Here is an 18,826-nt window from a genome sequence, read left to right as displayed (position 1 = left end):
CACTTGCCTGAGACGCGCCCGGCGTGTCTGCTGTGCCGCGACGCACAGCCTGGACACGCGCCCAAACCGCGCCCGCCGAAGGAAAGCCAGATGCTCAATTCCGCGATCGACGCCGCGCAACGCGCGCAAGCCGCAGCCGCGCAGGCCGCGGCACGGGCGGCCGAGGCGGCGGCAAAAGCCGCAGCGCAGGCGGCCGCCAAAGCGGCGGAAGCGGCGCAAAAGCAGCCCGCCGCCCCCGCCGCGCAGCCCGCAAACGACACCGCCGCCCGGGCCGACGCGGCGCCGAGTGCGGACATGGGGCCGCGTGCGGACATGGCGATGGGCATCCCCAAAGGCGCGCCGGTGGCGGCCGGAGCGATGAAGGCCGGCACCGTCCATGCCGCGTTCGGCCCGCAGACGAACTTCATCAACCCGCTGACGCTCGGCCGCTTCGTGGACCCGATGTCCACCGACCGCGAAAAGCAGCTGGACGGCGAGATCCGCGCCTCGCTCGCCAACAAGCCGGCCGAGACGGCGGCCTACGACCGGCTGCTGGAATCGGATACGTTCAAGAAGCCCGGCTTCCAGCCTTACCTCAGCGACGATCCGGGCAAGGCCACGCAGGCGCGCGTCGCGCTCTTGGAACAGGTCCGCAACTATCCCGAGGCGGGCGTCATCGACAATCTGAACCGCCTGGGCGGCCGCGACTGGTTCAAGGACCAGGGGTTCGAGGATCAGCAGCGCAGCGCCAAGGTGATCGGCTTCAACAGCTCGGCCACGACCCCGAACGCCAACCAGACCCGTCGGAACACCGTGGACATGGTGCTGTCCGACAAGGACCTGCAGCTGAAATGGGGCGATCTCAAGACGCCCGACAAGAACGACGGCTCGGTCACGTACGGGCAGGCGGGCGATCGCGGCGTCCTGTGGTGGAAACACCCCGAGATCACGCTGAACCGCAACCTGATCGACGCGGGCGAAGGCAAGATCGACCCGGCCGATACCGACGCCCTGCACGTCGCCGCGAACACGCTTGCCCACGAGGTGAACCACGTCCGCACGCCGGGCGGCAACGAAAAGTCCTACGGCTACTTCATGGACGAATACCGCGCCTGGTACGTGGGCCATCAGGCCGAAAACGGCAAGCCGCCGACCGCCAGCGAGGCATATGAGCGGATGCAGTATCTCACCTCGTCCACCAGCGGCAGCTACGGAAACATCGGCAAGGCGCTCGAGGATGAGGGCGAGCCCGACGCGGCCAATATCCGCGCCATGATGGCCGAGGCGATGGGGCTGGACCCCAGGACCGCCACGCTCGCCGACGTGCGCGACGCGGGCAAGTTCAACAACTGGAACGGCGCCGCGCCCGTCCCGCGTTCGGCCAAGGACGACGATCCGAACAATCTCGACAACCACGGCTGAGCGATGCGGGGCGGGGGCGGACGGGACTTGCGGCGCGGCGTTCTGGCCGCGACGGTGATGGCGGGGCTGGCCGTGGGGATCGGGGGCGCAATGGCTGACGCGACGACTGCCGACGCGGCGGAGGTGGCGCGGGCGCTGGACCTGCCCGAACAGGCGCTGGAACTGACCCCGGTCGCCGCGCCCAGCCTGCACAACTGCACCCTGCTGTCGGCGCTGGACAACCGCGTGCGCGGCGCGAACGCCGCCCGCATGGTCGCGGTCACGCCCGACGGTCTGGTCGTCGGCGGAAGCGAGGATGCCGCAGCCCGGGTGCTGAACGCCTGCGCCGAGGTCGCAAGCCAGCCCGCCGACATCGCGCAGGTGGTGGGCGGCATGGCGCAGCCGTCGTGGCTGACGCCGGTTCTCGACACCAGGCTGATGACCGTGGTCCGCCAACTGCGCGAGGCGAACCGCACCTTCGAACTTCCGACCAGCGTCACCGAGAACGGCGCGCAGGTGGTGCGTTTCCTGGCGCTGCTGCCGGACGCCGCGGGACTTGCCGACGTCACCGCCACATGGCGGCCGGGGGGCGCGCTGCAGGTGCAGGTCGTCGATCTGAAGGGCGGCGGCTGAGCGGAGACAGCCGGGCGTCCGCCCTCCATCCGTTTTCACGCGGCCTTCAAGTGTCGTTTACCTTGTCAGCTTCGCCCCGGCGCGGTTATGCTTTCAGGCAAAACAACGATAATTGGCGAGGCAGTGACATGAAATCCACCATCAGCCGGATCGGCGCATCCGCGGCCCTGATCGCGGTCCTGGGATCGTGCGGCGTGAGCGTCGCGAACGGCCCCGCCGGACCGGTTGGCAGCAGCGTGACACCGGCCGCGATCCCGCCGGCCGCGCCTGGCGACGAGGCCGGGCTGCAGCGCTGGGTCCAGAACTTCCGCCCCCGCGCCCTGTCGCGCGGGATCGACGCGGGCACCTTTGACCGCGCCATGCGCCTTGCCCGCTACAACCCCGAGGTGATCCGCCTCGACCGCAAACAGGCCGAGTTCTCGCGCCCCGTGTGGCTGTATCTCGACGGCGCGGTGTCCGAGGAACGGGTCCGCACCGGGCGCGCGATGGCGGCGCGTTATGCCGGGGTGCTGTCGGCGATTGAACGGCAATACGGCGTCCCGCGCGAGATCGTGCTGGCCGTCTGGGGGATGGAATCGAACTACGGGTCGAACCGCGGCAAGATGCAGCTGATCCCGTCGCTGACCACGCTCGCCTATGACGGCCGCCGGTCCGAGATGTTCGAGAACCAGCTGATCGCGGCGCTGCGCATCCTGCAGGCGGGCGACACCGACCCGGCGCACCTGCTGGGATCGTGGGCGGGCGCGATGGGCCACACCCAGTTCATGCCGACCTCGTTCCTGGAGTACGCGGTCGACTTCACCGGCGACGGGCGGCGCGACATCTGGTCGGACGACCCGACCGACAGCCTTGCCTCGACCGCCGCCTATCTGGCGCGCAACGGCTGGCGCGGCGGTCAGGCCTGGGGGACCGAGGTTGTACTGCCCGACGGCTTCAGCGCGGTCGGCAAGGGAACCCGCCGCTCGACCGGCGATTGGGCGGCGGCCGGGGTTCGCCCGATCAACGGCGGCGCGCTGCCGCCCGGCACGGGGTCGATCATCCGCCCCGCCGGCGCGCGCGGGCCCGCGTTCCTGATCCTCGACAACTTCCGGTCGATCCTGCGCTACAACAACTCGGACAACTACGCCCTCGGCGTGTCGTACCTGGGCGAGGCGATCGCCGGCCGCCCCGGCATCCGTGCGGCCTGGCCGCGCAGCGACCGGCCGCTGACGCAGGCCGAGCGGATCGAGATCCAGCGCCTGCTGACCCGGCGCGGCTTCTACCGCGACGAGATCGACGGCAAGATCGGCACCGGCACGATGGAATCGATCGCCGCGTTCCAGCGCTCGATCGGGCAGCCGCCGGACGGCTACGCGACCTCGGTGCTGCTGGGCCAGCTGCGCTAGGCATGGCTTGAACGACGCAGAAAGGGGGCCGCTGGCCCCCTTTTTCGTTCGACATGTGTTCCCGTTAATCGCCCCGAAAGCTGCGGCGCCTAGGATCGATTCCCAAGCGTTTCAAAGCGGGGGATTGATGCGGATCGGAACACAAGGACGGACACCGCAGCGCGCGGGCGACCCGCAGGACGGGGCGGATGCGCGGTGGCTGGCCGACGCCGTGTTGCTGGTGCTGGGGATGTTCGGCGTTCACCGGTTCCGGCGCGGGCAGGTTCCGACCGCCATGGCGGTTCTGGGGCTGACGCTGGTCGGGCTGTGGACGCTGCCCGTCGGGGTCGTCGGGGTCGTGCCGCTGGGGGTGGCCGGATTCTGGTCGATGCTGGACATGATCCGCGATCCGGGCTTTCTGGATGGCTCGGCGCTGGATGCGCGACGCCGGATTCACCATCAGCACGCCAGGCGCGACGGAGCGGACGCCCGTATCGCCACCCTTCCGAACGGGGCACGCGGGCCGTCATAGCGATGGGTCAAGCCGGTTCGGCTGGCCCTGAAACGAAGTCGGCAGACCCGCGCATCAGCGTGGATCTGCCGGGTCGTTTGACCAGTGCGGTTGCCCGCGCTGGCGGTCCTTGCGCTTTGGCGTCAGACGCCGCGGACGGCGCGGACGATCCAGATCAGGATCACGGCACCGATAAGGCCCGCGGCACCCTGCGCAATCCAGCTGCCGGCCTGGAAGTTCACGCCGAACAGGCTGAGCAGGAAGTTAGCGACGACGGCACCGACGATGCCGAGGATGATGTTCAGGAAGATGCCGGTATCGGCCTTCATGATGCTGCTGGCGATCCAGCCAGCCAGGCCGCCGACGATGATGGCCGACAGCCAACCCAAGCCTTCCATGCGAGTCTCTCCTTTGAAGAATGTTCGATGGGCCAACGCCACTAAAGTGCCCTAGGTTCAAAGACAAAGGAGATTTTCTGCGTCACCGCGCTCGGTTTCGTCCCGACTGTTGCAGCCTTGCCATCAATCCCGCAGCAGTTCGTTGATCGAGGTCTTGGCCCGCGTCCCCGCGTCCACCCGCTTGACGATGACCGCGCAGTACAGGTTGACGCCGTTCGCGGAGGGCAGCGACCCGGCCACTACGACCGACCCCGCCGGCACCTCGCCATAGCTGACGGCGCCCGTCGCGCGGTCCACGATCTTGGTGGACTGGCCGATGAACACCCCCATGCCCAGTACCGACCCCTCGCGCACGATCACGCCCTCGACCACCTCGGACCGGGCACCGATGAAGCAGTCGTCCTCGATGATGGTGGGGCCGGCCTGCATCGGTTCCAGCACCCCGCCGATGCCCACGCCGCCCGACAGGTGGACGCGCGCGCCGATCTGCGCGCAGGAGCCGACGCTGGCCCAGGTATCGACCATCGTCCCCTCGCCCACATGCGCGCCAAGGTTGACGAAGCTGGGCATCAGGACCGCCCCCTTGCCGATGAAGGCCGAGCGGCGGACGATCGCGCCGGGTACCGCGCGAAACCCCGCGGCGCGCCACTGGTTGTCGCCCCAGTCCTTGAACTTGCTGTCCACCTTGTCCCACCAGGCGCTGCCCTGCGGCCCGCCCGGCATCGCTTCCATGTCGTTCAGGCGAAAGCTCAGCAGCACCGCCTTTTTCGCCCACTGGTTCACGTGCCAGTCCGCGCCGCGCCGTTCCGCCACCCGCAGGCGGCCCGCGTCCAGCGCGGCCAGCGTCGCCTCGACCGCCTCGCGCGGCTCGCCGCCCGTGGCGGGCGAGATCGTGTCGCGGGCGTCCCAGGCCGCCTCGATGGCGGTTTCCAGCGCGGCGTCGGTCATGGTCGCTCCTGTCGCATTAGGTGGAAATTCACTGCTTCGGGCTATAAGCGGGGCATGGGGCCCGTGCAACGCCGCGCCCGCGACCGCGTGAACGAAGGGCTCTGGATGACCGCCGACGACGACCATCGCAACGTGTTCCGCCAAAGCGGGCAGGACGCGCGCATCACGGAACGCGACCCCGACACGCCGCAGACCCGCGCCCCGTCCTATCGGCTGGCCTATACCGACACCGATTTCCTGCTGCAGGACGAACTGCGCCCGGTGCGGTTGCAGCTTGAGCTGCTGAAGGCCGGGATGATCATGGACAGGCAGGGGGTGGAAAGCACCGTCGTGATGTTCGGCGGGGCCCGGATCCCCGCGCCGGGCCGCACGGCGGGCGCGCGCACGCCGGCGCTTGCGGCGCTGTCGCGCTATTACGCCGAGGCCGAGCGTTTCGCGCAGGCCATGACCCGGCGCAGCATCGACACCGGCGGGCGCGAATGGGTCGTGTGCACCGGCGGTGGCCCCGGCGTGATGGAGGCGGGGAACAAGGGCGCCCACGACGCCGGCGGCAAGTCGATCGGGCTGGGGATCGTGCTGCCGCACGAGCAGGCGCCCAACGAATACGTGACGCCCGACCTGTCGTTCAACTTTCACTACTTCGCGATCCGCAAGATGCACTTCCTGATGCGGGCGCGGGTCATCACCGTGTTCCCGGGCGGCTTCGGCACGCTGGACGAACTGTTCGAGGCGCTGACCCTGATCCAGACCCAACGGATGAAGCCGGTGCCGTTCCTGCTGTTCGGCCGCGACTTCTGGCACCAGATCGTCAACTGGCAGGCGCTGGCCGACGCGGGCACCATCAGCGCAAGCGACCTCGACCTGATCCGCTTCGTCGAAACCTCGGACGAGGCGATCGCGGCGATCGACGCCTGGCAGGCCCCGCCGCCCCCCAAGACGCGCTAGCCGGGAAGGAAGCGGGCGTCAGGCCCGGTGGTAGGGGCTGCCGGCAAGGATCGTGGCGGCGCGGTACAGCTGTTCGGCCAGCATGACGCGGGCCAGCATGTGCGGCCACACCATCTTTCCGAACGACAGGACAAGGTCGGCGCGATCGCGCAGGGCCGGGTCCAGCCCGTCCGCGCCGCCGATCAGGAACACCGCCTCGCCGCGCGCGTCGTCGCGCCAGCGGCCAAGCTGCGCCGCGAGGTCCGGTGACGTCAGCAGCCGCCCCCGTTCGTCAAGCGCCACGACCGCGGCGCCATCGGGGATCTGGCGCGACAGCAGCGCGGCCTCGGCCGCCATCGCGCCCGGCCCGCCGGCGGCCTTGCGGTCCTCGACCTCGGTCACGGAAGCCGGGCCAAGGCCCAGCGCCCGCCCGGTCTGTCCAAGTCGCGAAAGATAGTCGTCGATCAGCGCCGCTTCGGGCGCGCGGGCGTTCAGGCGCCCGACCGCGCAGATGCGAACCCGCAGCATCGCGGTCCCCCGGTGCGGTAACCCGCGGCCCTTACTGCGTCACGTGCAGCGAGGCCGGGTTGATGCCATGTTCGGCCCGCAGCGCGCCCAGCGCATCGACCGGCATCCACATCTTCTCGAGCTGATAGAACTCACGCACTTCGGGGCGGAACACGTGGACGATGACGTCGTCGGTGTCGATCAGCACCCAGTCGCCGGTATCCTTGCCCTCGATGCGGACGATCCGGCCCAGATCCTGCTTCAGCCGGTCGGCGAGCTTCTGGGCGATGGACCCGACCTGGCGCGAGCTGCGGCCAGAGGCGATGACCATGTGGTCCGCCATGGCCGAGCGGCCGCGAAGATCGATGGTCACGATATCCTCGGCCTTGTCGTCTTCGAGCGAGGACAGGATGCGGGCCAGCAGCTGGTCGCTGGTTTCCGCGGCGGTCGCGGTCGGCATTGCGGCCGACGGGACGGTGGTGGACAGGGGACTTCCTCCGGACAGCGCGCCGATATTCCCCGGCGCCGGGATACCCGAAACATAGCACGCCCGCGCCGATTTTCAATGAAGCGGCCGACAGGGGCGCGCGAACGGCGCGGCAAATGGCCGACGGTTGCGCTGCGGGGGCGCTTCCGGGCGTTTCGGGCCCTGCCCGCACGGCTCCGGCGCCGCGTCAGCCATCCTGGCCCCGCGCCCGACGCCGACCTTGCCCGGCGGCCGCCCGGGCGCTAGATTGGGGACATGATGGGCTTCATCTACTTCGACATCCACGACCGGGTGCGGCTGCCGGGCCGCTTCTTCGGCGAATGCCTGAGGGTTACGGCCCGGGGCTGACGGCGCGCGTCCGATCGCCGCCGCCGATCCTCGGCGGCCCGTCCACCTGCCACTCACCGGAAGCCACGCCATGTCAGCCAGTTCCGCAGCCACTCCCACCGGCCCCCGCACGCTTTACGACAAGATCTTCGACGCCCATGTCGTCGATCGCCAGCCCGACGGCACCTGCCTGCTGTATATCGACCGCCACCTCGTCCACGAGGTGACGAGCCCGCAGGCGTTCGAGGGGCTTCGCATGTCGGGGCGCCGGGTCCATTCGCCCGAACGCACCATCGCCGTTCCCGACCACAACGTGCCCACCACCCCCGACCGCGCGCAGGGGATCGAAAACCCCGAAGGCCGCCTTCAGGTGGCCGAGCTGGACAGGAACGCGCGCGAGTTCGGGGTCAACTACTACCCGATGAACGACGTGCGGCAGGGCATCGTCCACATCGTCGGGCCGGAACAGGGCTGGACCCTGCCGGGCATGACGGTCGTCTGCGGCGACAGCCACACCGCGACCCACGGCGCGTTCGGCGCGCTGGCGCACGGGATCGGCACGTCCGAGGTCGAACACGTCCTCGCCACCCAGACGCTGATCCAGAAGAAATCCAGGAACATGAAGGTGGAGATCACGGGCACCCTGCGCCCGGGCGTCACCGCCAAGGACATCACCCTTGCCGTGATCGGCCGCACCGGCACCGCCGGCGGCAACGGCCACGTCATCGAATACTGCGGCGAGGCGATCCGCGGCCTTTCCATGGAAGGCCGCATGACCGTCTGCAACATGGCGATCGAGGGCGGCGCCCGCGCCGGGCTGATCGCCCCGGACGAAACGACCTTCGCCTATGTCAACGGCCGCGCGCACGCGCCCAAGGGCGAGGCGTGGGAATCGGCGCTGGCCTGGTGGCGGACGCTTCAGTCGGACGATGGCGCGCACTGGGACAAGGTCGTGACGATCCGCGCCGAGGACATCGCGCCCGTGGTGACCTGGGGCACCAGCCCCGAAGACGTGCTGCCGATCACCGGCCGCGTGCCCGCGCCCGAGGACTTCGCCGGCGGCAAGGTCGAGGCCGCGCGCCGGTCGCTCGACTACATGGGGCTGACCCCCGGCACGCCGCTGACGGACATCGCCATCGACGCGGTCTTCATCGGGTCCTGCACCAACGGCCGGATCGAGGATCTGCGCGCCGCGGCCCAGGTGCTGCGCGGCAAGCGCCTTGCGCCCAACGTGCGCGGGATGGTCGTTCCCGGATCGGGCCTCGTCCGCGCGCAGGCCGAGGAAGAAGGGCTGCACCAGGTCTTTCTGGACGCCGGCTTCGAATGGCGGCTGGCGGGCTGTTCGATGTGCCTTGGCATGAACCCCGACCAGCTGGCGCCCGGCGAACGCTGCGCCGCGACATCGAACCGCAACTTCGAGGGGCGGATGGGGCGCGGCGGGCGCACCCACCTCATGTCGCCGATCATGGCGGCGGCGGCGGGGATCGCGGGGCACCTCGTCGACGTGCGCGACGTGCAGGCCGTGTCGGCCTGACGGCGATGCTGTCCCTCACCGATCCGGCAGGGCGTCCGGCGCGGTCAGCCGCGCCGGGGCAGTTCCGCCGTTCGCCCCGGCCGGCGCAGCAGGATCGCGGCCGCGTTCAGCGCGATGAGCAGAAGGCCGGCGTTCTCGAACACGAAGTTCGCGCTCACGCCCAGCTGGCGCTGGCCGATCAGGGCGTCGACGTGGTGAAAGCCGATCGCGCGCACCATCACGAAGCCGGCGAGCACCACCAGCCCGATGAGCGCAACCCCGCTTTCGCGGAGGTTGCCGCGCAGGCTGCGCCCCCCCAGCCACAGCCCCGCGCCTGTCAGGCCGAGGAAGGCCGCGATGAAGCCAAGCTGCACGATGCGGCGCTGTTCGTACCAGCCCTGCGCGTGGGCGAGGCAACGGGCGGTGGCGGTCAGCGCCGTCTGAAGGTCGAGCTGCTTGTTCACGGCGAGAAACAGCGTCACCGCCGCGACCAGCGCCCAGAAGCCGCGCCCGCGCCCATCCGGCTGGCCGCGCCACACCGCGAGGGCCAGCACGGCGCAGATCAGGTAGGCCGCCACGGTCAGCCATCCCGTCGCCTCGGGGTCGCCGATCTGCGGCGTCCAATCCTGCGATACGCACGTCCACAAGCCTGCTGGCCACATGAGCCGTTCTCCACCTTCACACCACAACACTCGGCCCGCGCGGGCCGAGCAGGAAAAATGTCACCCGAAAGGACGCCATGGACAAGTTCACAACGCTGACCGGCATCGCCGCGCCGATGCCGCTGGTCAACATCGACACCGACATGATCATCCCCAAGCAGTTCCTGAAGACGATCCACCGCTCGGGTCTGGGCAAGAACCTGTTCGACGAGATGCGCTACAACGCCGACGGGACGGAAAACCCCGACTTCGTGCTGAACAAGCCCGCCTGGCGGGGGGCCGAGATCATCGTTGCGGGCGACAACTTCGGCTGCGGGTCGTCGCGCGAGCACGCGCCTTGGGCGCTGAAGGATTTCGGGATCAGGTCGGTGATCTCGACCAGCTTCGCGGACATCTTCTACAACAACTGCTTCCAGAACGGGATCCTGCCGGTCGTGCTGCCGCAGGACGCGGTGGATGCGCTGATGCGCGACGCGGGCCACGGCGCGAACGCGCGGATCACCGTTGACCTTGAGCGGCAGGTCGTGACGGGGGCGGACGGGACCGAATACCCGTTCCAGATCGACCCGCACCGCCGCCACAACATGCTCGAAGGGCTGGACGACATCGGCCTGACGCTGGCGAAGTCGGCCGAGATCGGCGGCTACGAGCAGCGGATCGCGCAGTCCCAGCCGTGGGTCTGATGCGGCCGCCGGGCGGAGCGGGCGCGGCCCTGGCGCTTGGCCTGATCGCCGCCGGATCGGCCGCGATGCCTGCCGCCGCCGAGACGGTGCGCGTCGCCACGTTTTCGCCCGAACTGACCCGCAAGGGGCCGGGGCTTCTGCTGCGCGACATCATGTCGGGCAAGGACCCGCAGGTCGCCGCCGCCGTCCGCGTGATCGCGGCGGCGGATGCCGACGTGCTGGTGCTGACCGGCTTCGACTGGGACCATGACGGCGCGGCGCTGAAGGCCTTTTCCACGCTTCTGGACATGGGCGGCGCGTCCTATCCGCACCGCTTCGCCGCGCGCCCCAACAGCGGCATGGCGACCGGGCTGGACCTTGACGGCGACGGCCGCACCGGCACCGCCGACGACGCGCAAGGCTTCGGCTTTTTCAGCGGCGCGGGCGGGATGGCGGTGCTGTCGCGCCTGCCGCTGGGCGAGGTCACGGATCATTCGGCGACGCTGTGGCGCGACATGCCGGGCAACCTGATGCCGGAAACGCCGGCCGACATTGCCGACATCCAGCGCCTGTCGTCGACCGCGCATTGGGACGTGCCCGTCCGGGTGGGCGACGACACGCTGCACCTGCTGGCGTTCTCGGCCACGCCGCCGGTGTTCGACGACGCGGCGACCGACCGCAACGGGCGCCGCAACCACGACGAGATCGCCTTCTGGGCCCGCCACCTGCCCGACGCGCCGTTCGTGATCCTGGGCGACTTCAACCTGGACCCGGTGGACGGCGACGGCCGGCGCGAGGCGTGGGACGTGCTGGCGCCGCTGGTCCGCGACCTCGGCCCCGCAAGCGAGGGCGGGCGCGCCGCCCCGCAGGACGGCGCGAACAGCGCCCACAAGGGCGATCCCGCGCTCGACACCGCGCGTTTCGCGGCGGCCGACGGGCCGGGCAACCTGCGGGTCGATCACATCCTGCCGGGCAAGGACGTCGCCACCACCGGTGCGGGCGTCCTGTGGCCCGCGCCGGGCGATCCGCTGTCGGCGGCGGTCGCGGCCGCGTCGCGGCACCGGCTGGTCTGGGCGGACGTGTCGCTGCCCTGACCGGCCGGCACGGGCCCCCGCCTGCGGGACCAGCCCCGATCCCGCAGTCGTGACCGGCCATTTCCGGCCACAGCCACGCGGGCGGCTATCGAATCGCCTGCGCCGCGCTAACGTGAACCGCCGGTCAGGGGAGAGCAGCGATGGGTGCCGAGTTCCGCGTCAACAGCTACCAGGACAACTGGCAGCGAAACCCTCATATCACGACCTTTGCGGATGGCGGCTTCCTGGTCGTCTGGGAAAGCTACCTCAACGACTACGAAGAGGGGTCGCCGTCCGCCACCTACGTCGCGGCGCAGCGCTACAACGCGGCCGGCCAGCGCGTGGGGGGCGAGCAGCTGATCGACGGGATCGACGGCTGCAGTTCCGCCGACGCCCGCGTGACCACCCTGCGCGACGGCGGCTACGTCGTCGTCTGGGCCTTCGACGACGAGGACGACATCCTGACCGTCGACACCATGATCTACGCCCGCGTCTACAACGCGAACGGCACCGCGCGCACCGACGCGATCCGGGTCGATACCGCGCCCTCGGCGGCGGCGTCGATGCCCGACGTGGCGGCGCTGGGGGACGGCGGCTTCCGCGTCTCGTGGGCCAACGAGAACGCGGGCGCGACCTTCGACGACATTCACAGCCGCAGCTTCACCGCGGGTGGCGTGCCGCGCACCGCCGACACGCAGACGAACACCGTCATCACCGCGTTCGATCAGCTGAACCCGCGGTCCTGCACGCTCAACAACGGCAACAGCGTCACGGTGTGGAGCAGCGAGGCCACCTACCCGAACGGCGGCGGCGGCGATTGCGACATCCGGGCCACGATCTATGCGCCGGGCGGCGCGGTGATCCGGCAGGACGTCCACATGATGATGGAACTCGGCTCGGCGGGGTACGAGGGGAACTACGGCTACGACGTGACGCCGCTTGCGAACGGCGGCTTCGCGGTCTGCGCGCTCGACTACAGCCATTCGGTCCCCGGCGCCCAGCTCGAGCTTGGCACCTTCGTGCTGATGGCGATGTTCGATGCCAACGGCAACCGCACCACCGCCCGCCTGCCCGTGATCGAAACCGGTGAGGTCGTGAGCGACGCGAACCTCACGCAGCTGTCCTCGGGCGAGATCGTGGTGACCTGGGTCCAGCGCGGCCCGGCGCAGGGCGAGATCGGGCACGACGTCTATGCCCGCATCTTCAACGCCGCGGGCCAGCCCCTGACGGGCGCGTTCGAGGTGGGCTTCGACGTCGACAGATACACCGACCAGACCCAGGTCGAGATCGCGGGGCTGGCGGGCGGCGGGTTCGTGATATCCTACACGTCCGAGGCGATCGACGCCGACGGCGACGGGGTCGCCGCGCGGATCTTCGGGCGCGGGACCGCGGGCAACGACGCGCTCGTCGTGGACGCCACCGGCAGCATCTTCGGGCTGGCGGGCAACGACAGCCTGTCGGGCGACACGCGCAACAACGTCATCGACGGCGGCACGGGCAACGACCGCATCGCCGACACGCGGGGCGGGGCGGACCGGCTGTATGGCGGTCAGGGCGACGACATCATCGTGGACTTCGCCGGCAACGACCAGCTCTGGGGCGGCGCGAGCAACGACCAGATGCAGGCAGGCGTCGGCAACGACCTGCTCAGCGGCGCGGCGGGTAACGACCTGGTCCACGGCGGAGGCGGCATCGACACGGCCGTGTTCGTGCTTGGCGCGCCAGTCCGCGCCGACCTGACGCAGGCGGGATGGCAGAACACGGGCGAGGGCCTGGACCGGCTGGTCGAGATCGAGAACCTGACCTCGGGCGCGGGCAACGACGTGCTGATCGGGAACGGCGCGGCCAACGTGCTGGCAGGCGGCGCGGGCAACGACGTGCTGACCGGCGGGGCCGGGAACGACGTGCTGGCGGGCGGCGACGGCGCCGACATCCTGGCGGGCGGACTTGGGCGCGACATCCTCACCGGCGCGGCCGACGCGCGGTCGGACGTGTTCGTCTTTACCGCGACGAACCAGACCGGGCTTGCAGGCAATGCCGACGTCATCGCGGATTTCCATCGCGGCACCGACCTCATCTCGCTGAACGGGATCGACGCGAACGTGTTCGCGGGCGGCGATCAGGCATTTGCCTGGACCGGGGGGCGGGCGGCGGCGCATGCCGTCTGGGCCGTCGCGGGCACCGGCGGGTGGGTGCTGTCGGGCGACGTCAACGGCGACTCGCGGGCGGATTTCCAGATCTGGCTTCAGGGCGCGAACGGGCTGGGCGCGTCGGACCTGCTGCTGTAGCGGCCTTTTCGGTGGGCGCGCCGCGCGCGGGCGTCCCCGGCTACTGCGACTGCGCGATGGGCGTGGTGTCCCCACCCATCGCCTTCAGCCGCGCGATCAGCGGCTTTGCCGTGGGCCCGATCCGGTCGCAGGCGCCGGGATCGTCCAGCAACCTGAACGCGGGGCCGTAGAATTCGCTGTCGTAGCGCTGCGGTCCAAGGCCCAGCCGCGCGGCCAGCCGGTCGCCCGTCCCGGTGATGAGCGTCCATTCCCCGTCCGACACCGCGTAGCCGGGACAGTTCGAGGTGATGACGTTCACCTGCGCCAGTTCGGCGATCAGCGCCCGCGCCTGCCCCTCGGGCAGGGACGAGACATCGGGCAGGCGGACGGTCATGCCCCCGTCGGCGCGGACGGGCGTGGCGGTGCCCTGAACGGCCGCGGCCGCCAGCAACGCCGCTGCCGCCATCGCCGCCCCGCCCTCCGCCGCACGCGCGGCTGCAAGCCTGGCCCTCATGGAACGGTCCCCCGTGTTGTCTTCTGGTGCTGGCGTCCGGTGCTGCCTGCGCGCCCGCATCGGGCCCCATCGCACCCCGGCTGGCAACCCAAATCGGCGTGACTTGACCCTGCCCCACCCCGCGTCTAGGCGGGTCGGGACAGCACGAAAGGGACAAGTATGAGCGACCGTTTCTCCCTTCTGATCCTGCCCGGCGACGGCATCGGCCCCGAGGTGATGGCCGAGGTCCGCAAGGTCATCGCCTGGTTCGGCAAGCGCCGCGGGCTTCTGTTCGACGTGGACGAGGATCTGGTCGGCGGCGCGGCCTACGACGCGCACGGAACGCCGCTGTCGGACGCGACCATGGCCAGGGCGCAGTCGGTCGACGCCGTGCTGCTGGGCGCGGTGGGCGGGCCGGCCTACGACAACCTCGATTTCGCGGTAAAACCGGAACGCGGGCTTCTGCGTCTGCGCAAGGAAATGGACCTGTACGCCAACCTGCGACCGGCCCAGTGCTTCGACGCGCTGGCCGATTTCTCGTCCCTCAAGCGCGAGGTGGTGGCCGGACTCGACATCCTGATCGTGCGCGAACTGACTTCGGGCATCTATTTCGGCGAGCCGCGCGGGATCCATTCCGACGACAACAACCCCGACAACGAAGGCGGCCGCGTCGGCATCAACACCCAGCGCTACACGAGCGGAGAGATCCGGCGCGTGGCGCGCTCGGCCTTCGAGCTGGCCAGGAAGCGCAAGAACCGCGTCTGCTCGATGGAAAAGGCCAACGTGATGGAATCGGGCATCCTGTGGCGCGAGGAAGTGCAGTGGGTCCACGACAACGAATACCCGGATGTCGAGCTGTCCCACATGTATGCCGACAACGGCGCGATGCAGCTGGTGCGCCGGCCGTCGCAGTTCGACGTGATCGTGACCGACAACCTGTTCGGCGACATCCTGTCCGACGCGGCGGCGATGCTGACCGGCAGCCTGGGCATGCTGCCCTCGGCCAGCCTGGGCGCGCCGATGGCGAACGGGCGGCCCAAGGCGCTGTACGAGCCGGTCCACGGCTCGGCCCCCGACATCGCGGGCCAGGGCCGCGCCAACCCGATCGCCTGCATCCTGTCGTTCGCGATGGCGCTGCGCTATTCGTTCGACCGGGGCGAGGACGCGGACCTGCTGGAACGCGCGGTGGAAAAGGTGCTGGCCGACGGCGTCCGCACCGCCGACCTGATGGCCGCCGATGGCGGAACGCCGGTCGGCACGTCCGAGATGGGCGACCACATCGTGGCGGCGCTGGACCAGCTGGGCTGAGGCCGTGGCGCGTCCCGGCCCACGCGCGGTGCGACCCTTGCGCGGGACAGGCGCCACGCGGGGGTCGGGCGGCGCGCCGGGGCCGGGTAGCGCGCGGGGCGCCCGCAACCTGCGCGGCGCGGGTCTGGGCCTGTTGTGCATGGCGATCTATGCCGGGCACGACGCGATCCTGAAGCTGCTCGGCGGCGGCTATTCCCCGTTCCAGATCCTGTTCTTCGCGGCGGTGATGTCGTTTCCGCCCGCGACGATCCTTCTGCTCGCGCGCCGCGACGCGGGCTCGCTGCGCCCCGCGAGCCCCGGCTGGGTCGCGCTTCGCAGCGCCGCGCTGTGCCTCAACGCCGTCGCCTGCACCGCCGCCTTCGCGGTCCTGCCGCTGGCGCAGGTCTATGCAATGCTGTTCACCATGCCGCTGATGATCACCGTCATCGCGATCCCGCTGCTGGGCGAGCGGGTGGGCCCGCACCGCTGGACCGCCATCGCCGCGGGCCTCGCCGGCGTCCTGATCGTGCTGCGCCCGGGTGGCGAGGCCTTGTCCTGGGGCCATGCGGCGGCGCTTGCCGGGGCGGCGGGCGGGGCGCTTGCCGCCGTGATCGCCCGCAGGGTCGGTTCGGGCGAAAAGGCGATCGTCCTGGTGCTGTGGCCGATCGTCCTGAACGTTGTGGTGACGGGGGCGGCGCTGCCCTTCGTCTATCGGCCGATGGCGGGCGCCGACCTGGCGCTTGCCGGCGCGGTGGCGCTGCTGGCCCTGACCGCCGGCGCGCTCAACGTCTGGTCCTACCGCACGGCCGAGGCGGCGGTGGTGGCGCCGATGCAGTACAGCCAGATCGCCTGGGCCGCGCTTTACGGCTGGGCCCTGTTCGGAGAGGTCCCTGACCGCGCCACCCTGCTGGGCCTTGCCGTGATCGCCGCGTCTGGCATCTACATCCTGTGGCGCGAGACCCGGGGCGGCAGCCGCTCGACCCCCGTCACCACGTCCGAGGCGGCGGGCGACGCCCAGATCTCCCCCCGCACGACCTTCGGCGCCCGCGTCTTTCCCGCCGAGCCGGGCGCGGCCGTCAAATCACCCGACCACCCCTGATCCCCCTTGCATTCCCCCCCGCCCCGCGCTACCTGCCCCACCTACGGTCGGAGCGTAGCGCAGCCTGGTAGCGCACCTGCTTCGGGAGCAGGGGGTCGGAGGTTCGAATCCTCTCGCTCCGACCAGTATTTTCCTGTGGATTGCCACGATAGTTGTCCTTTTTGGACACTATCCTGCCTTTCTACCCCGTCGATGCGTGATACTCCGCGCGGAGGCAGCGGGGCAGTTCCCCCTCCATGGGCGGCCGTTCCTGTGGATCGGGATGATCGCGGTTGCCTGCCGTTCGAGGATCGCGGTGTGGCAGCGGCGGCTGTCACAGGCGCCGTCGGCGGTCACGCCGCCGATCTCCTCATCGGCGAGGATCTGGTTTTGTGAGCCTCTGTGTGCCTATGCAGCACGCGATCGGATGCCGAAGGTTGAGGCGATCGGGTCACGATCTCCATTAAACCAGCAGGGCAGCGAAGCCCGGGTTGAGAGCGTCGGTACTACTGGCGAGTCATCAAGTTTGACTCGGCGACGGGCGGGACAATTCCTGGCTCCGCCCCGCCCGCTGCAGCGCCGCCACGTCGCGCCTGTCTACGAGAAGAGAATCCAGCCGGAGAGGTTCCCCGGGCCGGACCGCGACCGGCAGCTCCTGCTCGAGGATCAGGCTAAGCACGGCCGGACTGGAACTGCCGAGGATGATCGCCGCCTTATGCAAGGTGACGTGGAGGCGGGTGTCTTCGACCGTGCGGCCAAGGCTGCCGATCCGTTCGAGCAGACGGGTGAGGTCGCTGCGCCGAAACAGCTTTCCGCGTTTCAGGCCCTGGATCCACCCCTGCGGAAGCCCCCTGGCCAGGAGCGAACGGAACATGATGTCCGAGCAACCAAGCAACTGCGCTGCCTCCCCCTTGCCGACAAAGTCCCGGAGGTCACGACGGAGGTCTTCCAGCAGGTCGGCCGTGATCAGGGTGTCCAGGTAGAACTGGTTCCGCATATCCCGGTGCGCCAGACCGCGCAGGAGCAGCATCCTTTTTTAACGTAGCGAGACGGGTGCCGAACTCTTTTGTGGCGGCGGAGAGCGAATAAATTCTCAGCTTGTCCAGAACGACGCCCATCACCATCGAGCTGCCTTGAAGGGGTAGTTGTCCAGTAAATGCTGTCGCACAACATTGCGGACGGGGTCGAGGTCCGGCCGGTTCTTTCGATCCGATCCAAGCAAGGCCTGAACCGTTCCTAGCTGGGGATGTGGCTGCCGGCCGCCCGGCGTCCGTTGTGACATTCTGAAGCGGTCCAGCGTTGCGATGATCCCCTCGGACCCACCCTCCAGTGCCGTGAAGCCGACCTCCATCGCATCGCGACGCTGTTCAGCGGACAGGTTGAACCGGCGCACTTTGGGACCGTACTGCATAAGAACCCCGAATGCCTCACAGGCCTTGACGAGCGGCGAGATCGACAAACGGTCGCACCAGTTGGCTGCTTGCCGGCCATAGGCGCGGTCAGTCAGGTAATTATCAAAACGGTCCGCCATTCCATCGCTTTGAAACTGGAATGACGCAAGTTCGGCGCGGCGGTCCCGGACGAATTCCGTGAAGTCGTAAGCGGATCGTCCACCAACGGGAAACGAGTGGCTCAGCAGTCTCGCCCCATGTCGTGTGCAGTATCGGACAGGGAGAAATTGCCAGTGCAGCGGTTGAACGATTTCCCAGACATTACTCGCCCGCTGCAGTTCTTCGCGAAGGCAGGACGGGCAGTACCGGATCGTGCTGCGGGAGATGACTTCGGAATAGATCTCCTCATTGCCAATGCTGTATCGCCTCGCAGAAGTCCTGACGACCGTGGTCCGTTTGAAGCTGAGCGGAGAGCAGCCTGCAACCCGGCAGAGCGAGTGGATTTCCCGGTCATCCCCGCAAATGATGGCGCCGATGTCCAGCCCGACATCCTTTGCGAAGGTGACGATGTCGGGACTGAGGTTTCGGGCGGCGAGCCGGGACAGAAAGCTGGTGGGGGCCTCGCAGGCAGTGGGCGCGACAGTGAGGGCGAGGCGTTTCATGCAGCACCTGCGTCGTTCTGTTTTGCCGCAACGACTCCGGGCATGGTCATCTGACGTCTCCCCCGGTCAGGCCGGCCAAAAGCCGTCGCGGCTCGATGCGCTCGAAATCATCGACCACGAAGGGGTTGAGACCATCGATGCAACCGGATCTGCGCCGGAACATCCCGGTGAAATCTCCGATCTCTGGACTTGCCCGGAAAATGTGGAGAGCACCAACTGAGGAACCAGGAGGTGTTCTATGGGAAACGGGAACAGGCCG

The 18,826-nt window shown here is 69.4% G+C and carries 20 protein-coding genes, 1 tRNA gene and 1 pseudogene; 13 read left to right on the top strand and 9 right to left on the bottom strand.

Going from position 1 to position 18,826, the window contains the following annotated elements:
* Positions 1 to 90 precede the first annotated feature (90 nt).
* The 4 genes from FNF32_RS12275 to FNF32_RS12260 all read left to right on the top strand — a co-directional run bounded on the left by FNF32_RS12275 (position 91) and on the right by FNF32_RS12260 (position 3,909).
* Positions 91 to 1,401: a hypothetical protein gene (locus tag FNF32_RS12275; protein ID WP_131674885.1), complete on the top strand. Its 1,311-nt coding sequence runs from the start codon at positions 91 to 93 to the stop codon at positions 1,399 to 1,401.
* A gap of 27 nt (positions 1,402 to 1,428) precedes the next feature.
* Positions 1,429 to 2,013, top strand: coding sequence for a hypothetical protein (locus FNF32_RS12270; protein ID WP_131674884.1), 585 nt, complete (start codon positions 1,429 to 1,431; stop codon positions 2,011 to 2,013).
* Between the two features lie 128 nt (positions 2,014 to 2,141).
* Entirely contained in the window at positions 2,142 to 3,398 is a 1,257-nt protein-coding gene (locus FNF32_RS12265; RefSeq protein ID WP_131674883.1) for a lytic murein transglycosylase, read from the top strand.
* A gap of 127 nt (positions 3,399 to 3,525) precedes the next feature.
* On the top strand, positions 3,526 to 3,909 hold the full coding sequence (locus FNF32_RS12260) for a hypothetical protein (protein WP_131674882.1): 384 nt from the start codon (positions 3,526 to 3,528) through the stop codon (positions 3,907 to 3,909).
* 122 nt (positions 3,910 to 4,031) lie between these two features.
* Here FNF32_RS12260 and FNF32_RS12255 read toward each other — a convergent pair whose 3' ends face one another.
* Together FNF32_RS12255 and dapD are read right to left on the bottom strand one after the other, a co-directional pair.
* The gene (locus FNF32_RS12255; RefSeq protein WP_131674881.1) at positions 4,032 to 4,286 is read right to left on the bottom strand and encodes a GlsB/YeaQ/YmgE family stress response membrane protein; all 255 of its coding nucleotides are present in this window, start codon (positions 4,284 to 4,286) and stop codon (positions 4,032 to 4,034) included.
* Positions 4,287 to 4,409: 123 nt separating this feature from the next.
* Positions 4,410 to 5,234 (bottom strand): 2,3,4,5-tetrahydropyridine-2,6-dicarboxylate N-succinyltransferase, encoded by an 825-nt coding sequence (gene dapD / locus FNF32_RS12250; RefSeq protein ID WP_131674880.1) that lies wholly within the window; start codon positions 5,232 to 5,234, stop codon positions 4,410 to 4,412.
* 105 nt (positions 5,235 to 5,339) lie between these two features.
* Here dapD and FNF32_RS12245 point away from each other — a divergent pair, with 105 nt between their 5' ends.
* Positions 5,340 to 6,179 (top strand): LOG family protein, encoded by an 840-nt coding sequence (locus FNF32_RS12245; protein WP_131674897.1) that lies wholly within the window; start codon positions 5,340 to 5,342, stop codon positions 6,177 to 6,179.
* An 18-nt stretch (positions 6,180 to 6,197) separates the two neighbouring features.
* Here the strand turns inward: FNF32_RS12245 and rlmH are convergent, their stop codons facing one another.
* Both rlmH and rsfS read right to left on the bottom strand, forming a co-directional pair.
* Complete coding sequence (gene rlmH / locus FNF32_RS12240) at positions 6,198 to 6,683, bottom strand: 23S rRNA (pseudouridine(1915)-N(3))-methyltransferase RlmH (RefSeq protein ID WP_131674896.1); 486 nt, start codon at positions 6,681 to 6,683, stop codon at positions 6,198 to 6,200.
* A 34-nt stretch (positions 6,684 to 6,717) separates the two neighbouring features.
* Positions 6,718 to 7,125, bottom strand: coding sequence for a ribosome silencing factor (gene rsfS / locus FNF32_RS12235; protein WP_131674879.1), 408 nt, complete (start codon positions 7,123 to 7,125; stop codon positions 6,718 to 6,720).
* Positions 7,126 to 7,570: 445 nt separating this feature from the next.
* On the opposite strand from rsfS, the gene leuC reads away from it, so the two are divergent.
* Complete coding sequence (gene leuC / locus FNF32_RS12230) at positions 7,571 to 9,013, top strand: 3-isopropylmalate dehydratase large subunit (protein ID WP_131674878.1); 1,443 nt, start codon at positions 7,571 to 7,573, stop codon at positions 9,011 to 9,013.
* Positions 9,014 to 9,057: 44 nt separating this feature from the next.
* Here leuC and FNF32_RS12225 read toward each other — a convergent pair whose 3' ends face one another.
* Positions 9,058 to 9,639 (bottom strand): hypothetical protein, encoded by a 582-nt coding sequence (locus FNF32_RS12225; protein WP_246087825.1) that lies wholly within the window; start codon positions 9,637 to 9,639, stop codon positions 9,058 to 9,060.
* A 92-nt stretch (positions 9,640 to 9,731) separates the two neighbouring features.
* On the opposite strand from FNF32_RS12225, the gene leuD reads away from it, so the two are divergent.
* From leuD to FNF32_RS12210, 3 genes are all read left to right on the top strand, one after another.
* Positions 9,732 to 10,337 (top strand): 3-isopropylmalate dehydratase small subunit, encoded by a 606-nt coding sequence (gene leuD / locus FNF32_RS12220; protein ID WP_131674876.1) that lies wholly within the window; start codon positions 9,732 to 9,734, stop codon positions 10,335 to 10,337.
* Positions 10,337 to 11,410: an endonuclease/exonuclease/phosphatase family protein gene (locus tag FNF32_RS12215; protein WP_131674895.1), complete on the top strand. Its 1,074-nt coding sequence runs from the start codon at positions 10,337 to 10,339 to the stop codon at positions 11,408 to 11,410. The genes leuD and FNF32_RS12215 overlap by 1 nt, the downstream gene beginning before the upstream one ends.
* Before the next feature lie 140 nt (positions 11,411 to 11,550).
* Complete coding sequence (locus FNF32_RS12210) at positions 11,551 to 13,677, top strand: calcium-binding protein (protein ID WP_143796669.1); 2,127 nt, start codon at positions 11,551 to 11,553, stop codon at positions 13,675 to 13,677.
* A gap of 40 nt (positions 13,678 to 13,717) precedes the next feature.
* Here FNF32_RS12210 and FNF32_RS12205 read toward each other — a convergent pair whose 3' ends face one another.
* On the bottom strand, positions 13,718 to 14,170 hold the full coding sequence (locus tag FNF32_RS12205) for a hypothetical protein (protein WP_246087824.1): 453 nt from the start codon (positions 14,168 to 14,170) through the stop codon (positions 13,718 to 13,720).
* Positions 14,171 to 14,329: 159 nt separating this feature from the next.
* On the opposite strand from FNF32_RS12205, the gene leuB reads away from it, so the two are divergent.
* The 3 genes from leuB to FNF32_RS12190 all read left to right on the top strand — a co-directional run bounded on the left by leuB (position 14,330) and on the right by FNF32_RS12190 (position 16,660).
* Positions 14,330 to 15,457 carry a 3-isopropylmalate dehydrogenase gene (gene leuB, locus FNF32_RS12200; RefSeq protein WP_131674874.1) on the top strand — a complete coding sequence of 376 codons (1,128 nt, stop codon included), beginning with the start codon at positions 14,330 to 14,332 and terminating at the stop codon, positions 15,455 to 15,457.
* A gap of 37 nt (positions 15,458 to 15,494) precedes the next feature.
* The gene (locus FNF32_RS12195; RefSeq protein WP_246087823.1) at positions 15,495 to 16,535 is read left to right on the top strand and encodes a DMT family transporter; all 1,041 of its coding nucleotides are present in this window, start codon (positions 15,495 to 15,497) and stop codon (positions 16,533 to 16,535) included.
* 48 nt (positions 16,536 to 16,583) lie between these two features.
* Positions 16,584 to 16,660 (top strand) — tRNA-Pro (locus tag FNF32_RS12190).
* 46 nt (positions 16,661 to 16,706) lie between these two features.
* On the opposite strand, the pseudogene FNF32_RS12185 reads toward FNF32_RS12190, so the two are convergent.
* The 3 genes and pseudogenes from FNF32_RS12185 to FNF32_RS12175 all read right to left on the bottom strand — a co-directional run.
* Positions 16,707 to 16,904: pseudogene (locus FNF32_RS12185) on the bottom strand (IS5/IS1182 family transposase); the annotation flags it as partial.
* Between the two features lie 130 nt (positions 16,905 to 17,034).
* Complete coding sequence (locus tag FNF32_RS12180; protein ID WP_131674872.1) at positions 17,035 to 17,544, bottom strand: hypothetical protein; 510 nt, start codon at positions 17,542 to 17,544, stop codon at positions 17,035 to 17,037.
* Positions 17,545 to 17,631: 87 nt separating this feature from the next.
* Positions 17,632 to 18,567, bottom strand: a complete 936-nt coding sequence (locus FNF32_RS12175) for a TniQ family protein (RefSeq protein ID WP_131674871.1) — start codon at positions 18,565 to 18,567, stop codon at positions 17,632 to 17,634.
* Here FNF32_RS12175 and FNF32_RS15350 point away from each other — a divergent pair.
* Positions 18,566 to 18,787 (top strand): hypothetical protein, encoded by a 222-nt coding sequence (locus tag FNF32_RS15350; protein WP_185961955.1) that lies wholly within the window; start codon positions 18,566 to 18,568, stop codon positions 18,785 to 18,787. The genes FNF32_RS12175 and FNF32_RS15350 overlap by 2 nt on opposite strands.
* Positions 18,788 to 18,826 lie beyond the last annotated feature (39 nt).

This window comes from Paracoccus marinus, from assembly GCF_007018965.1.
GTDB lineage: Bacteria > Pseudomonadota > Alphaproteobacteria > Rhodobacterales > Rhodobacteraceae > Paracoccus > Paracoccus marinus.
This window is presented reverse-complemented; position numbering and strand designations above follow the sequence as displayed.